The following is a 15,668-nucleotide window of genomic DNA, read 5'->3' as shown; positions in this document are numbered from 1 at the left end:
GGAGGTGATAGTGAGCACAGAGACTCTTTTTCAGATCTCGGTTATGTTAAAACAAGGTTGTTGTGTGAGAGGATCAGAGAAAAACCAGAAAGAAAATAAACCTTTTAATAAGGGTGTTGAATAGAATAAAAGGAACGGAAGGACTGCAAAAATTTATAACGGCGAAGAACAAAGCTGCTGCTGAGGACGAAGAAAATAACGATATTACACACTGCAACGGCAATTATAGTGGTAGGAACAAAATCTAGAGCTAGGCGTGGTCCTGGTAGTAATCAACCTAACAGGAAAAAAACCAACGCTGAGGATAGTGATGCTGGTGCATGTGAAGTAGCTACGGTAATCTCAATATCCACATCAATTGTTGCAGCTTATACTTACTATTTATTGATCCTTGAAAATTCAGATACTGCGCTTGGAGCAGCGATCGGGCTTGAAAAAACGTACCTCACAAGATTAACAGCTGGCGTTTTTGTGATCCTTACCCTCCTCCACTTTATTAGATATATGTGCAAGCTATATCATGCATTTGACTGTGTAAAAGTTACTTAATGAAACTATATCTAGTTTATCCAGAATTATGCAATAATTGCTGTGCCGTAACTATAAATACTAACCAGAAAAATGTTTCAAACGTCTCTACTAATGTCTAAACTTGATTTAGGTTAAACCCAATATCATTGGCATAATGAGCTTCAATATTCTTACACAAAAATGAAAACTAGATAACAAAGATATTACCTCCTACTAACTGTATTCTATCTCCCAACCCTCTAGCCAACCATTACCAGCCACTCCAATCATCCTTAAGCATAACATCTTCTATAGACATTATTGTCAAACGGCTACTCAAACTATACAAATAATGCTTGATGGTTCTTCTATGGTATTTGCGAGGTTTGTTATCAACTTATATAAAATATCTGGAATAATCTCTTGTCTGAATCAATAAATATGACATATACATAGTACGGTATGTATAACTAGAGAACTGGTAATGAATAAATTATTTTATTGGACGTGAGAAAGATAGGAGAGTAGAACGTTTTAAGTTACCCTCTAACGGAAAATATATTCTCAACTATCAAGTCATAGAAACTGTATTGCTATGCAAGATGATCAACGTAGTACTACACAGTTAGCATTATAGCACTCAATACTCATGGTTTCTATGTTTGTTAATCACAAATACTTGGTCGTCAATTGCTAGCTGCTTCAATTAACCTAAGCCATATCGTCTTTCCAAGGATCAAAACCACATAAATAGATAGCATCTAGAAATAGATCTAAACTCTGCTCAACATTACTTATATGTGGAGCAAAACTACCTTCATCACTAACTGTACAAGAAAGCTAAATTTCATGTAGCTTTTACCTTAGATAAGGCTATGTAAATATAAATAAATTGCTTATGGATAACTACACTTCAGTAGATTGAATAAATTCGTCATGACATTTACATTAGCAGTGAAGGATGATGAATTTTGGCTGCATTGACATGGAACCTAATTAGCGAAGTACAAACGCATACTAGACTGTACAAAATACTAAAACAACAATCCTTACTCTAGTCCTTGATCTCATATTTCTGGCAATAGGAAAAAATTCTTCTCCATCTTTTCTACAGTGTCCAAAATGAAATTTTAAAATAATTTAATTGGCACTAAGGGCTAACACGTTTTTACTATTTATGAGATAGATGAGACATATCACAGAGAGATAAAAAATTATCTTCTCTAATGTGGTGGCATGACAAATAACAAAAAAATTTGCGTGGGCATAATCCCGAAAAGCAATATCAAAATATGACTTTACTGCAGTTTTATTTTATTAAGGTACATCAGTACTTTAACTTAACTATTGTACTATGGATATCCCTATACACAAGCTACAAGCTCTCTATTTACTACTTATTCATTACTTTAACAACAAAAAATTCATATAAGTAATATTCTTTCATCTTTAGCATGTACGGGTACGGGTACGGGTGCTTTTCCCAATCGGTGTTTGTTTGTTTCCTTGTTGCGTAAGTAGTTGGTATTAGTATCAAAGTAAAAAACAAATAAATTTAGAAGAGCAAAAAATAAAAATAATACAGGTACATAGAGAAAAAAACAACAATTACGGGGAATAAATTGTATGTCTGATAAAAGAATATATGGTACTTCAGGTAGTGGTAGTAGTAGTTCAGAACCTGATGACCTTGGTGATACCGGTAGAAGTGAATCTCTGCTTGGGGCTGTAGGTCAAGATACTGGAGGTGAAATTGGAAAATCAGGGGATGAAGCCGCCGGTCGTCGTGGGTCGGGTGCTCCATTAACAAGTCCTGGTGGCTCCGGATCATCTCAGGAATTGGGTGCGGGTGCAAGACCGAAAGTAGGACACGGAGTAGGTAAGAAGGGAAAACATCGGAAGAAAAAAGGTGATAAAGGTGATAGTGATATATGGCATAACACTACCCGAAAATCAGCAAAATCTTTGAAAGGTCAAGGGCAGTTTCTTGCCTCTTCTGAAGGAAGAGGTAAAAGTGGAGGCAGGGAAGAAAGTCCAGACCCACTGTCTTTTTTAACATTATTAAGAGCACACGGAGAAGGTCCGCGGTCCACCCGGGCCTACGGTGGCAGAAAAGATAAATCACAACGTAAAATATTCGCTACTCCTACTCGTATGGACCTGGTCTGTTCTGTTTGCATAGGTTTTGCTGTAATATTAGCCCCTTTTACATTATTGCTGGCTTTGCTTGGTTTCTTTAGTAGTAATGATACTGCAGGACCAGTGAGTGATACTCAGGGAAGTGCACCCGGAGATAAACCTGTCATGAAGAAAGACAGTGGTGTTACCACGACTCCAGTTATGCTTTTATATCTATTTTTCTTTATGTGCATCGTTGTTTTGTCATGTAAGCATCCTTTAAAAAAGGGTAGGAAGCACAAAAAATAGAGATTTGGCTTGAGTAGAGGCGTTATATAAGATAGGACAGAGGATGGGTGGAGCCATCGCGCAGAGGTAAAGACTGGGTCGACTGGGGTAACCACCTCCTCCTGCCAACTGTGCGCCTCTCTCACAAACGCTTGATCGATGATTGCCAGCTACTACAGTCATCCTCAGCCATGCCGTCTTATCTTATGTAGATTGGTGTTGGAAAGTTGTCACTTACTTGGTTTGCGTGTTCTTACCTAGCTTTTCACATTATGATAGGAAGGAGAAGAAATTTCAGTAGAATTCAATAGCAATATCATCATTAGGAAGCGCAGGGTCTGGTAATTGTAAGCATGTCTAGCAAATGGATAGGCCGCGAGAGGTCATTGTACTTTGTTTGGGTATTCTATGGTTGTTGCGTGTAAACAAAGAAGGTAAGAAAAATGGCTAACCTCCTTATTAATATTATGTAGCTCACGCTATATATTACAAAAAGCTTGTTAATGTAGGTGTGTCTCTTAACCCCTGTTTATCCTAAAGTATTGTTGTTTAGCTGACCCAAATAATGTTCAAACAAGAACTACTAAATTAGTGGACGTGCTGCGGCTCAACATAATCCAATGTAACATCTTGTTCATCTTCATCTATAACTTTAGTAAAAGAAATCCACATAGACACAGACCTACCCCCACCTTTATGAGTGGGTTTACGTAATACCAGATATTTAATCTGATTACCGTTTTATTGGTCTATTATGTTCTGAGGTGCTATAGTGTTCACATGGTCTAATGTACTTTTACCACAGCTAGCTAGCAACTGATGTATAACTACATCTATGCACCTCAATCAAACATACTCCATCACCCAAAATCCATCAAGTTTAAAACATTATAAAAATAACTATGCTTTATCTAAAAAAATCAATAATTTTTCAGGTGAATATGAGAATTGGTTAACTTATATACAATTAGCTTACTAAGTTATTAGAAATATGGTTTTTTCATTTTCAGATATATTAAGACGCTATCCAGCATACTAATGCATAAAATACGGAGACATATCATCATAAAAATAATAAATACGGACTACTAAAACTTATTGCATAGTAGTATGTTGCGCTTCTAATGGGATGATTAAAATAAAAAAATAGCAAATCATACCTAACTGCACAAAAAGGCCAAATTTCATGCAGCTTTTCCCTTAGGCAAAGTCGCACACAGCACAAACCACGGAACGAATGTAAGTTGCTTATGGATGAATACACTCCAGCAGATTAGGTAATTGGAGGTGCCATTCAAGTTAACAAGATAGGGTAACCCATTTTGGCTGTATTAGAATGAATATCTACTAAATAACAAAGTACAAAAAAATATGAACATTTTAGGGTAATAGTCAAAAACTCCCATCCATCTCCAATACTAAAGTGAAATTTTAAATGATATTGGCACTAATAACTAACCTAACGCGTTTATTATTTACAAAATACATGAAGCCCAAGCAAAAATCCTAATGTAGCAATGTATCATAATAGATATGCGTAATCCCAAAAAGCAATATGATTTTACTACGGTTACTATGATATTTTACTAGTTGGTATCTAACCAGTACCTCTAACTTAACTTATTGTATTGGGATGTCACTATATACAAACTATCCCCTATATACAAACTATCTGTAACTACTAACTATTTACTTATTCGTTACTATAACAATAAAAAGTTCATATGAATAATATCTTTTCATCTTTAGCATAGCCAAGTGTGGGTGCTTCTCCCTATCGGTGTTTGCTTACTTCTCAATCATTGGTACCAAAGTAGAGTAACAGACCAAGGTAGAGAAGAAAGAGAAGATATAGAAAAACAACGATAGAGGGTCGATAGAGGGTTATTGTATGTCTGACAGAAGAATATATGGTGCTTCAGGTGGTGATAGTAGTTCAGAAACTGATGAACCCGTTACAGGTGGGATCAAGTCTCCGCTTGGAGCAGTAGGTCAAGAGGCTGAAGGTAAGGATGGAAAGTCGGAGGGTAAAGCTGGTGGTAGTCGTGGGTCCGGCGCATCATTAACAAGTCCTGGTAGCCTTGGATCATCTAGGGAACTAGGTGTAAAACGAAAAGTAGAACGTGAGGGAGGTAAGGGAAAACATCGGAAGGAAAAAGATGGTATATGGCAAAACCCTACCCGAAAGTCAGCAAAATCTTTTAAAGGTCAGGGGCAAATTCTCGCCGCTGCTGGGGCCACTGCCAGAGGTGAAAAAGGTGTCACTACGTCATCAAACACTACAATTGCACTAAGAGTAGCAAGAGCAGGACCTAGGGGTAGACACGGTCCCGGTAGCGATACCCAACAAAGTAGGAAAAAAACTGACACCGGTGGTTTTTTTAGTGTGTGTGAATTGACTGTAGCGATCTCAGTACTTATGTCGCTTTTTTCTGTTTTTGTTTACGATTTATTAACCCTTGAAGACCACGATGCGTCTGGCACAGTGACCGGACTTGGTATCCAGTCACTCCTAAGATTTTCAGTCCCTTTTTTTACGGCCTCGTTATTGTTTTTAATTATGCTTATAGGTACTCTATCAAGTAGAGATAGGACAACCTGAGGCGGCTGTGTTTGTTTTGTAATGTAATGGTGGTGAAGGGGAACTCGTCGTAGTATTCGAAATAGTGAGGCGTTTTTTGCCTCCTCTCCCTCTTCTTATGGGAATTGGTGCGAGTCTGTCGCTTGTGTGGTATTTGACAGTGCAAAAATGTCCCTAATAGAGCTATAACTGGTCACTAATTTCTCCAGAATTGTAAGTAATAGCTGTACGTACCAGACCTGCTAGCCCCAAAAATGTTTCAAAAGTTTCTGTCAATGCCTCAACTTAATTTGGATTGAGCAAAATATCATTTCTAATAATTTTACTAAGCGATAAAAATAAACGGAATCCTCACCGTAAAACATGTATAGCAATAAACGAAGGGGTTGCGTTTCTGATAAAAAATACAGGGATACGGTACTTCAGGTGATAATGATTCAGAAACCAGTGAAAGTAGTAGCGAGGATGAACCATCTCCTCTTGCTAAAGTAGGTCAAGACGGATCTGGCGAAGTAAGAGATGTTACGATTACTATTTTAACACCTAACTATAGGAGGAAGTGAAATGGCGGCTGATGACGCTTAAACTTCTAGTACTAGTGTCCATGAGACGCTAGAGAAGAAGAATGGGTAGAGCTACCATCGCAAAACGAGGCGATGGGTGCCGTAGCTTGTGGAGTAGAAACTACCCCTCTTGCAGAGGCGAAATACCTTATCTGCCAGCGGGCCAGAGTAAGTGTTTTCATTCATTGCGTCGTTACAACAATTATTGTCGGGTATTTCTTTCTTCTACCTCATATATTCATTGACTGTGTGATTGTATATATGCACACTGGAACACAGCTAACCAGTTAGCTCAATTGGGTTAACACAAAGAGCTAACTATTCTATGTTTAGTGGTTTTCTTTCCTACTCTATGAAAGAAAGTGTGCTCAGTTGTCATTAGACAACAGCTCGTCTTTTGTTATGTGCTATTGTTAATGAATCTGGATAATGTTTTCTTGATATGAATTATGTAGCATTGCAAATTGAGAATGATTAAAAAAACGGAACTTAAGTAAAAAAACTGTTACCGGACATACGTGTATTGTTGTTGATAAAATTGGTACGCTTTTGGCAATATCAGTATCCGTGCTACTTTTTTCTACTAGCTTATAATATACTACCCCTTGAAATCTCCCCCGGCAAGCATTTGACAAAATGTTCTGCTTCTGCAAATCTTTACTCGTTAAATTAGTACCTCTAGTATCTTGTAGATCTGTGATAATTTTTGGGATACAAAAATATAGTCATACGTACAAATTCACGCCCTCCCCCACCTTTCCTTATGAAAGCATGAGGTTTACGTAGTAGTTGATCACTCGATCTAATTGTTGTTCTATATAAATTGGTAAATTGTGTTCTGAAGTGCTATCACGGCAATACAAGTTTACGAAATTAATTTTCATCGCAACTATTGACTAATAATTGATTGATCGTCAATAAAACTGTCATAAATATCTTTAGAATTAGAGATAGATATCCATCTCGCTAACGAGATTGTTACTAGCACAATACGGATTAATGCACACATACTCTAGTTAAAAACACTTTGATTTTCCAGCTGCATAGTAAAAAATTAATTTCACTTATTTTTCTACTTCATAGAATAAAAAGTAACAATTACAGTGCAAAAAATCACTAAAATTATTACTACATACTGCAGCCATATTAAAGTTTAAACCGTTGTAAAAAAATAACTAGGTTTTATCTAAATAAAATCAACAATTTTTCCAGATGATAATTTATTAATTTACACTACCAATTCGTATGTATAAACATTACATATATAGAAAGATATAACACCTCTATTGTAAAACTTATAATATACAATGTAACGTTGTTACCTCACTGGTGTCGCTATAATAAGTGTGCTTCGGTTTCTGATAGTGTTTATATATGCCATTGTCACAAAAATAATTAATATAAGACATTAATTTTATGTCTGATAAAAGAACATATGGTGCCTCAACTTCGAAAAATAATGATACGAGTAGTAGTAATTAAAATAGGTGTCACATTGTGGCAGTAGGTTCTTGGAAGTTGTTTATAATTATTGTAGATAATTAACAAATTGTGGCTCTGCAAGAATTAGGCGCGAGATTAAAAGCCATACACAAAGGAAAAAACAAGATAGCTGGCATAATAACCTTACACTAAAATTAGCGAGAACTTATAATGATCAAGGACTAGGCCCTCACTGCTTTTGAAGGCAGCATGCTACCATAACTACTGGATGTACATCAGCAGTAATAACATTACACTGTGTTATTTATCACAAACAGTGTCCTTTCCAGAAAAACAGCAACCCCTGCCCAATTCCTCTTCTATACTAGTAAGTTAGTTGTATTTGTAAGTACGATCTAAACGACATGGTACGCCGGTCTTAATTTTGCCAACACTCCAAGCAACTGAAAAATCAGCAATAAAACTGTATCTGGTTTCTCCAGAAATATGTGAAATTATCGTACCATAACCAGACCTCTCGCCCAAAAAATGTCTCAAACATATCTTTTAATATCCCAACTTGGCTAGGATTAATTAAAATAGTATTAGAAAAATTATCCTCAATTACCTTACGTAAAAATGAAGACTGAGTCACAAAAATATCATCTCCTACCAACTGTACTCTATCTCCCAAACGCTTGGTCAATAATTGACAACCACTCCTATAGTCTTCGCTATGCTGTTCCCCGCAGACACTATTGAAAAACAACTGCACAAATTATCCAAATAGGATGAAAAATCATCCGAACTCATGTCTTGTAGTACCCATCTGAATAAAACTGACTAATAGCACAATCTAAAGAAACACACACATACTCTTCAGGATCAAAACCAGCCAAATAAATGGCATCTACCAGTAATTCTAAGATTTGCTCAATATAACTTAGGTGTGTAGAAAAACCACCTTCATCACCAACTGTGCAAGAAAGTACGATTTCATGTAGCTTCTCTCTTAGTTAATGAAAAGATAAAACTCCGCAATGCAAAACTTCACTAAAACATAAGAACAAAACAAAAACTTTTCATTGGAAGGTATATATAAATAAATGCAAATAAAAATAACTAGTTGATGTAAACGCATTAGTAAAATCACTTATTTTTAGGATTCTAAATGTACAAAATATCTATGCTTGCCATTTATTTATCATTGTAAAAATAAAAAGTTTATATAGATAATATCTATCCATCTTCACGATGGTTGGTACAAGTGCTTTTTGCCGAATGTTTGAATGTTTAATACCTTGTTAGTCATTGGCGCCAAAGTAAAAAGCAATAACAGAATAACAGGGGATGGTTGTATGACTGATAGGATAACACTCAGCGTTTCAAATAGTAGCAGTGATTCAGAAATTGGTGAGTCTGATACTAATAAAGGAGGTGACACCCCCCTTGGAGCAGTCGATCAAGATAAGGATTGGGACAGTAAATCAGGAGATGCTAATAGGATCAGCAGAAACTCTTTGTCTGCTCCTAAACGTGTTGGATCAATGATGTTGGGTGCAAGGCCCAAAGAAAGAACAGAAATAAAACATCCTGGGAAGGGTGTTGAATGGGTTAAGAGGGACAGAAGGTCAGCGAAACTTCATAAAGGTAAGGGGCAAAAGATTGCTGCCGATAGAGCCGCTAAGGCTGCTGCTAAGGGAGGAGGAGGTGCCACTACATCGCGGACTACAATAGCAGTAAGAGTAGTAGGCACAGGACCTAGGGGTAGGCGTGGTCCCGGTAGTGATCAGCTCCACAGGAAAAAATCTAGCACCGACAGTAGTGCTGCTGGTGTATGTGAAGTAGCTACTGTAATCTCGATATGCACGTCGATTGTTGCAGTCTCTGCTTACGATTTATTAACTCTTGAAAATTCCAATACGGCGCTTGGCGCAGTGACCGGGCTTGGAAGGGCGTACCTCGGAAAATTAACAGCTGGCTTTTTTGTGGTCTTATTAATGCTATTCGCTATGCTTGTAAGTGCTCTATCACATAGGAATAGAAAAACAACCTGAGAAAATGTCTGTATATATTCTATGGCGGAGCATGATGTGATGTACGGGAACAGCATATGGGCTTTATGGCCCTTGCCTTTCTCCTTATGTAGTCTATTGTTTGACTGTACAACAGTAACTTTGATAGGACTCTTCTTCGGAACTGTGCGAACTTGCTGTGCCGTAATCAAACATGCTAGCCGAAATATTTAAAATATGTTTCTGTTAACGTCATAATTTCCTAATTCTCAATTCGGTTTAGCTTGAGTAAATTATCATTGGAAGATGTAACAAGACGTCCTGTTCTACATGCCGTCCCTGCCAACTATATCTCCCAAATTTCTAATCAACTATTGCCATACACTCCTATCATCTTTGTCCATTCCATCTTCCGTAGATATAGATATCATTGGAAAACAATTGCTTAAATTATCCAAACAATGCTTAATGAACGGTTCTTTTGTGGTATTTGTATGTTTTGTTATCTCCTTATGCAAATGTATAGAAGAATAGCTTGGTTAAATTCACGAAGATGACAGACAGAGAGACAGAATAAAACATATAACTAGAAAAACTGGTAACGAACAAATCATTTTATTGGCTGTGAGGAAGATAGGTCAGTATAAAGTTCTAAATTACACTTTAAGGCAAAATGTATTCTCAATTGTTAAAGCATAAATGAACAGGCATGTTGGACAATCTAAAGAAACACACACATACTCTTCAGGATCAAAACCAGCCAAATAAATGGCATCTACCAGTAATTCTAAGATTTGCTCAATATAACTTAGGTGTGTAGAAAAACCACCTTCATCACCAACTGTGCAAGAAAGTACGATTTCATGTAGCTTCTCTCTTAGTTAATGAAAAGATAAAACTCCGCAATGCAAAACTTCACTAAAACATAAGAACAAAACAAAAACTTTTCATTGGAAGGTATATATAAATAAATGCAAATAAAAATAACTAGTTGATGTAAACGCATTAGTAAAATCACTTATTTTTAGGATTCTAAATGTACAAAATATCTATGCTTGCCATTTATTTATCATTGTAAAAATAAAAAGTTTATATAGATAATATCTATCCATCTTCACGATGGTTGGTACAAGTGCTTTTTGCCGAATGTTTGAATGTTTAATACCTTGTTAGTCATTGGCGCCAAAGTAAAAAGCAATAACAGAATAACAGGGGATGGTTGTATGACTGATAGGATAACACTCAGCGTTTCAAATAGTAGCAGTGATTCAGAAATTGGTGAGTCTGATACTAATAAAGGAGGTGACACCCCCCTTGGAGCAGTCGATCAAGATAAGGATTGGGACAGTAAATCAGGAGATGCTAATAGGATCAGCAGAAACTCTTTGTCTGCTCCTAAACGTGTTGGATCAATGATGTTGGGTGCAAGGCCCAAAGAAAGAACAGAAATAAAACATCCTGGGAAGGGTGTTGAATGGGTTAAGAGGGACAGAAGGTCAGCGAAACTTCATAAAGGTAAGGGGCAAAAGATTGCTGCCGATAGAGCCGCTAAGGCTGCTGCTAAGGGAGGAGGAGGTGCCACTACATCGCGGACTACAATAGCAGTAAGAGTAGTAGGCACAGGACCTAGGGGTAGGCGTGGTCCCGGTAGTGATCAGCTCCACAGGAAAAAATCTAGCACCGACAGTAGTGCTGCTGGTGTATGTGAAGTAGCTACTGTAATCTCGATATGCACGTCGATTGTTGCAGTCTCTGCTTACGATTTATTAACTCTTGAAAATTCCAATACGGCGCTTGGCGCAGTGACCGGGCTTGGAAGGGCGTACCTCGGAAAATTAACAGCTGGCTTTTTTGTGGTCTTATTAATGCTATTCGCTATGCTTGTAAGTGCTCTATCACATAGGAATAGAAAAACAACCTGAGAAAATGTCTGTATATATTCTATGGCGGAGCATGATGTGATGTACGGGAACAGCATATGGGCTTTATGGCCCTTGCCTTTCTCCTTATGTAGTCTATTGTTTGACTGTACAACAGTAACTTTGATAGGACTCTTCTTCGGAACTGTGCGAACTTGCTGTGCCGTAATCAAACATGCTAGCCGAAATATTTAAAATATGTTTCTGTTAACGTCATAATTTCCTAATTCTCAATTCGGTTTAGCTTGAGTAAATTATCATTGGAAGATGTAACAAGACGTCCTGTTCTACATGCCGTCCCTGCCAACTATATCTCCCAAATTTCTAATCAACTATTGCCATACACTCCTATCATCTTTGTCCATTCCATCTTCCGTAGATATAGATATCATTGGAAAACAATTGCTTAAATTATCCAAACAATGCTTAATGAACGGTTCTTTTGTGGTATTTGTATGTTTTGTTATCTCCTTATGCAAATGTATAGAAGAATAGCTTGGTTAAATTCACGAAGATGACAGACAGAGAGACAGAATAAAACATATAACTAGAAAAACTGGTAACGAACAAATCATTTTATTGGCTGTGAGGAAGATAGGTCAGTATAAAGTTCTAAATTACACTTTAAGGCAAAATGTATTCTCAATTGTTAAAGCATAAATGAACAGGCATGTTGGATATTGCCTATGTTGCTATGCGTAAAATCCACGTAGTGTACTACAGCCTCAACACACTGGCTGAGATATTCGCTAGTTTCAAATACCTGGCATCAGTTGCTAGAAGCTCCTATCAACCTTAGTCATGTCATCTTTCCCAGAATAAAAACCAGACCATCAGATAGCATCTATCAACAGATCTAAACCTTAATTAACATCATTCATATGTGGAGCAAAACTACCTTCACCACTAACTGTACAAAAAAACCAAATTTAATGTAGATCCTACCTTAGTTAGAAAAGCTATGCACTAATTATAAATAAATTGCCTATGGAATAACTATGCTTAAGCACATTGGGTAAATTGGGCGCGACATCTACATCAATAGGGAAGTGTACGCATTTTGCGTTGTGTTAACATGGCATCTAATCCAGCAAAGTACAAACGCACATTGGATTGCATGAAATACTAAAACAACAGATCCTACTCTAAGACTCGGTTCGTATTAGAGCAATAGGGAAAAAACTCTCCTCCATTTTTCTCACAGTACCCATGAAAATCGAAATTTTAAGCTAATTTTATTAGCACTGGGAGCTAATACATCTCTTTGTTATTTATGGCATAGAAGAAGACTATCGTATAAAGATAAAAAATTATCTTTCCCAATGCAGTAGTATAAAAAATAACCCAAAAACCTGCGCAATCTTAAAAACAATATTATTTTACTACGGTACTTGACCAGTGCTTTCACTATTGCATTGTGGATATAACCATACACAAACTATCTATACTTATTATTTATTCATTACTCATTGCTATACCAGTAAAAAATTCATATAAACAATATTTCTTCATCTTTACATTAGCACAATCAGGTGCTGGTGTTTAGGCTGATCTGTGTTTGCTTCCTTGTCAGTCATCATAGGTATTTAAAGTAGAGTATCAGAGTCAGAGTAAAAAAGTAAAAGAACAGCAATAGAGGGGTATAGTATGTCTGATAGGATAGCACGCGATGTTTCAGGTAGTGGCAGCGATTCAGAAGCTAGTAGTGAGCCTGATGGTGTCGGGGCGGGGGGTCATTCTCCCCTTGGAGCTGTCGGTCAGGATAGGGATGTAAGGAGTACTGAATCAGGAGGTGGTGGTAGCTCCAGCAGGGGCTCTTTGACGTCCCCAGGCCATGATGAATCACGGGGATTAGGTGCAAGACCCAGAAGAAAAACGGAGGGGAAAGAAGGAAAGGGAAGTAAACGTCATCATCATCATGCTGGGAAGGGTGTCGAATGGAATAAAAAAGACAGAAGAGCGGCGAGAGTTCATAGAGGTGAGGGGCAAAAACTTGCTGCTGGGAGGGCTGCTGAGGCTGCCGCTGAAGAAGCTGCTAGGAACGCTAGGGATGCTGCTGAAGGAAGAGGTAGGGATAAAAGAGATGACGGTTCGGGCTTAATAGCAACAAGAGCAGAAGGCCCGCGAACCCACCACCATGGTCATCATCACGGTAAGAGAACTGAACCAAAACATGGTAAAATCGACACTCATACGGGTAGGTTGGGTAAGGTATGTTCATTTTTGGTAACTGCTGTTGCGATAGGGGGACCACTCGCAGCATTGATGTCTTTGCTTAGTATTATTAGTAATTATACTGCAGGGCCGGGCACTCAGGGAAGTACGTCTGCAAGCGATCCAGCTCTGGGAAGAGGTACTGGTCCTCGTCAGGTTTTGCCTATGGTTGTATACCTGCTTCTCTCTATGTGCGTTATTGCTATATCGTGTGCTTATAAATTTTCAAACAAAGATAGAAAACGCAAAAAATAGAGGGGGTGATTAATTTTTAAAAGCTTAGGAGTGTACGTGCGCGTGTTAATACCCGTAGGTAGTTTGACTTTGTTCTAGGGTGTCACAGTGGGTATGACATGCGTTACCCTGACCTAACATGGGGTTTCCCCCAACCCTGATAAAAAATCAGCGCGGTGTCTTTTCTAAGAACTAGGAACGGGCTTCTGGGTACAGTTCCGCCGGAGGGAAAGGTGCAGATAAAAGCGGGAGAAGATTGTCAAATTTAAGAGCAATGGAGACGGCTCACAGCCATATAATCGTCTAATCGTTGTATCAGAGCTGTATAAGGGCCGGGCTTGCGTGGTAGCGGCAGTTGCAGGTTTAGTTGTCATTTATTTGGTTTGTGTGTTTTCTCCCACTTCCCCCTTCTAGAGGTGGAAGCAATTTCAGCAATGATGTCACCATTTAGCGCTATAGAATCAGGGAGTTCTTGCCGCGATGAAGCATTTTCAAATGAATCAACTGTGAAGGATCGTTTTTTGGTATGTAAATCTTTAAACAAAGATAAAAAAGCAAATAAGGTGAGAGAAGTGGCTGACTTTATGTAGCACATAAAACAAAAAGCTTGTGAATGTACATACGTATGTTGATTCCTGTTTATTCTGAAGCGTTGTTGTTTTGCTGGCCTAAATAATGTTTAACAAGAACTGCTATATTGATAGACCTGCTACGTCTTAGTATGATTCAGCGATGTACGTGGCTTGTTTGCCTATAACATTATGAGAAATCGCTGTTCCGTAGCAAACCTACTAGCTCAAAAAATGTTTCAAAAGTTTCTGTTAATGTCTCAGCTTAATTTGTCTTGAGTAAGATATCATTGATAGAGTAAATTTCTTACTTAAAAACAAAGATCGGTTCACGAAAATATAATCTCCTACTAACTGTTCTACTACCAAAATCTCGATCGATGATTACAATCCACTCCAATCACCCTAGGCAATACCACCTTCAGTAGATACTACTTGAAAACAATTGCACAAATTATCCAAATAGGACAAAAAATCATCCAAATTCATAAACTCATTAAAAATATTGTAATGCCCATCTGAATAAAATTGGCTACTAGCTCAATCTAAAACAATACACAGCACTCTCACCAGAATCAAAATCATCACAAATAATTTTTTGTCCTCATTAGTGCTAATTGTGACTCTTATAATCATATTCGCTTCAAGTAGAAACAAAGAATATAAGAGGAGAGATCGTATAGGGTCAGTGCGCCCTTAATCAGCCGCAGCCCCAGCTTCAATAATTGGGTGCAAAACTAAAAGCAGAACACAGGAGAGACAAAGAAAAACTTAACGACAAAAGAGATAATAATGTACGGCATACAATTACCCCAAAGCCGGAAAATTTTCGAAATGTCATAGACATTTTCTAGCTGCTGATGCTGATGAATGAAAAGAGGGCGATAAAAATGTAAGAGATTTTCCAGTACTGGTGGTTTTGGGAGCAGCAATAGGTCGGGTACAACGCCAAATAGGCTGGAAATAGCAATCATGTACAGCTTATATGCCCAAGTATAGGTAGAATATCCCCTATTCTATGGGAACAGAATAAGCGTTCATGTTAAGTTTGTTATTACAACTGCCGCGGGTGTCTGTTTCTTTCACCATCTACAATTATCTGCCTGTATATAACTATAATCGCCTATAAGTAGACTGCAGACATAGAACCAATTAGCTCACTTAGGAAAAGTTACACACATATGTAAATTGCTTACTAATAACCACACTTCAGCAGATTGGGTAAATTGGGTATG

Annotated in this window: 11 protein-coding genes; 7 read left to right on the top strand and 4 right to left on the bottom strand. The window is 37.7% G+C overall.

Features of this window, described 5'->3' with window-relative positions; all coding sequences use genetic code 11:
• Nucleotides 1-228: 228 nt before the first annotated feature.
• From A6733_RS00050 to A6733_RS00040, 3 genes are all read left to right on the top strand, one after another.
• Nucleotides 229-549: a hypothetical protein gene (locus tag A6733_RS00050; protein WP_092415524.1), complete on the top strand. Its 321-nt coding sequence runs from the start codon at nucleotides 229-231 to the stop codon at nucleotides 547-549.
• 1,587 nt (nucleotides 550-2,136) lie between these two features.
• Complete coding sequence (locus A6733_RS00045; RefSeq protein ID WP_092415512.1) at nucleotides 2,137-2,937, top strand: hypothetical protein; 801 nt, start codon at nucleotides 2,137-2,139, stop codon at nucleotides 2,935-2,937.
• A gap of 1,870 nt (nucleotides 2,938-4,807) precedes the next feature.
• Complete coding sequence (locus A6733_RS00040) at nucleotides 4,808-5,518, top strand: hypothetical protein (protein ID WP_092411464.1); 711 nt, start codon at nucleotides 4,808-4,810, stop codon at nucleotides 5,516-5,518.
• 2,357 nt (nucleotides 5,519-7,875) lie between these two features.
• On the opposite strand, the gene A6733_RS09820 is transcribed toward A6733_RS00040, so the two are convergent.
• The 3 genes from A6733_RS09820 to A6733_RS09535 are packed head-to-tail and all read right to left on the bottom strand — an operon-like array spanning nucleotide 7,876 to nucleotide 8,477.
• A complete protein-coding gene (locus tag A6733_RS09820) occupies nucleotides 7,876-8,028 on the bottom strand; it encodes a hypothetical protein (protein WP_175330635.1) in 153 nt (50 codons plus the stop codon).
• Nucleotides 7,955-8,257 (bottom strand): hypothetical protein, encoded by a 303-nt coding sequence (locus A6733_RS09540; protein ID WP_092403512.1) that lies wholly within the window; start codon nucleotides 8,255-8,257, stop codon nucleotides 7,955-7,957. Before A6733_RS09540 ends, A6733_RS09820 begins: the two co-directional genes overlap by 74 nt.
• A 34-nt stretch (nucleotides 8,258-8,291) precedes the next feature.
• Nucleotides 8,292-8,477 (bottom strand): hypothetical protein, encoded by a 186-nt coding sequence (locus A6733_RS09535; protein ID WP_092415443.1) that lies wholly within the window; start codon nucleotides 8,475-8,477, stop codon nucleotides 8,292-8,294.
• Between the two features lie 363 nt (nucleotides 8,478-8,840).
• Between A6733_RS09535 and A6733_RS00020 the strand changes: the two genes are divergently transcribed.
• Nucleotides 8,841-9,539, top strand: a complete 699-nt coding sequence (locus A6733_RS00020) for a hypothetical protein (RefSeq protein ID WP_092460187.1) — start codon at nucleotides 8,841-8,843, stop codon at nucleotides 9,537-9,539.
• Between the two features lie 614 nt (nucleotides 9,540-10,153).
• Here the strand turns inward: A6733_RS00020 and A6733_RS09815 are convergent.
• Nucleotides 10,154-10,357 carry a hypothetical protein gene (locus tag A6733_RS09815; protein ID WP_141663412.1) on the bottom strand — a complete coding sequence of 68 codons (204 nt, stop codon included), beginning with the start codon at nucleotides 10,355-10,357 and terminating at the stop codon, nucleotides 10,154-10,156.
• A gap of 363 nt (nucleotides 10,358-10,720) precedes the next feature.
• Between A6733_RS09815 and A6733_RS00015 the strand changes: the two genes are divergently transcribed.
• The 3 genes from A6733_RS00015 (at nucleotide 10,721) to A6733_RS00005 (ending at nucleotide 14,454) form a co-directional block, all read left to right on the top strand.
• The gene (locus tag A6733_RS00015; protein ID WP_092460187.1) at nucleotides 10,721-11,419 is read left to right on the top strand and encodes a hypothetical protein; all 699 of its coding nucleotides are present in this window, start codon (nucleotides 10,721-10,723) and stop codon (nucleotides 11,417-11,419) included.
• Nucleotides 11,420-13,063: 1,644 nt separating this feature from the next.
• Nucleotides 13,064-13,885: a hypothetical protein gene (locus tag A6733_RS00010; RefSeq protein ID WP_092411277.1), complete on the top strand. Its 822-nt coding sequence runs from the start codon at nucleotides 13,064-13,066 to the stop codon at nucleotides 13,883-13,885.
• A 317-nt stretch (nucleotides 13,886-14,202) separates the two neighbouring features.
• Nucleotides 14,203-14,454: a hypothetical protein gene (locus A6733_RS00005; RefSeq protein WP_092403630.1), complete on the top strand. Its 252-nt coding sequence runs from the start codon at nucleotides 14,203-14,205 to the stop codon at nucleotides 14,452-14,454.
• The last annotated feature ends 1,214 nt before the right edge of the window (nucleotides 14,455-15,668 follow it).

This window comes from Candidatus Ichthyocystis sparus, assembly GCF_900078745.1.
Classification (GTDB): Bacteria; Pseudomonadota; Gammaproteobacteria; order Burkholderiales; family 2013Ark19i; genus Ichthyocystis; species Ichthyocystis sparus.
This window is presented reverse-complemented; position numbering and strand designations above follow the sequence as displayed.

Excerpts from the sequence above, each read along its gene's own strand:
- A6733_RS00045 (WP_092415512.1), top strand. The coding sequence starts at position 2,137 with ATGTCTGATAAAAGAATATATGGTACTTCAGGTAGTGGTAGTAGTAGT.
- A6733_RS00040 (WP_092411464.1), top strand. The coding sequence starts at position 4,808 with ATGTCTGACAGAAGAATATATGGTGCTTCAGGTGGTGATAGTAGTTCA.
- A6733_RS00020 (WP_092460187.1), top strand. The coding sequence starts at position 8,841 with ATGACTGATAGGATAACACTCAGCGTTTCAAATAGTAGCAGTGATTCA.
- A6733_RS00015 (WP_092460187.1), top strand. The coding sequence starts at position 10,721 with ATGACTGATAGGATAACACTCAGCGTTTCAAATAGTAGCAGTGATTCA.
- A6733_RS00010 (WP_092411277.1), top strand. The coding sequence starts at position 13,064 with ATGTCTGATAGGATAGCACGCGATGTTTCAGGTAGTGGCAGCGATTCA.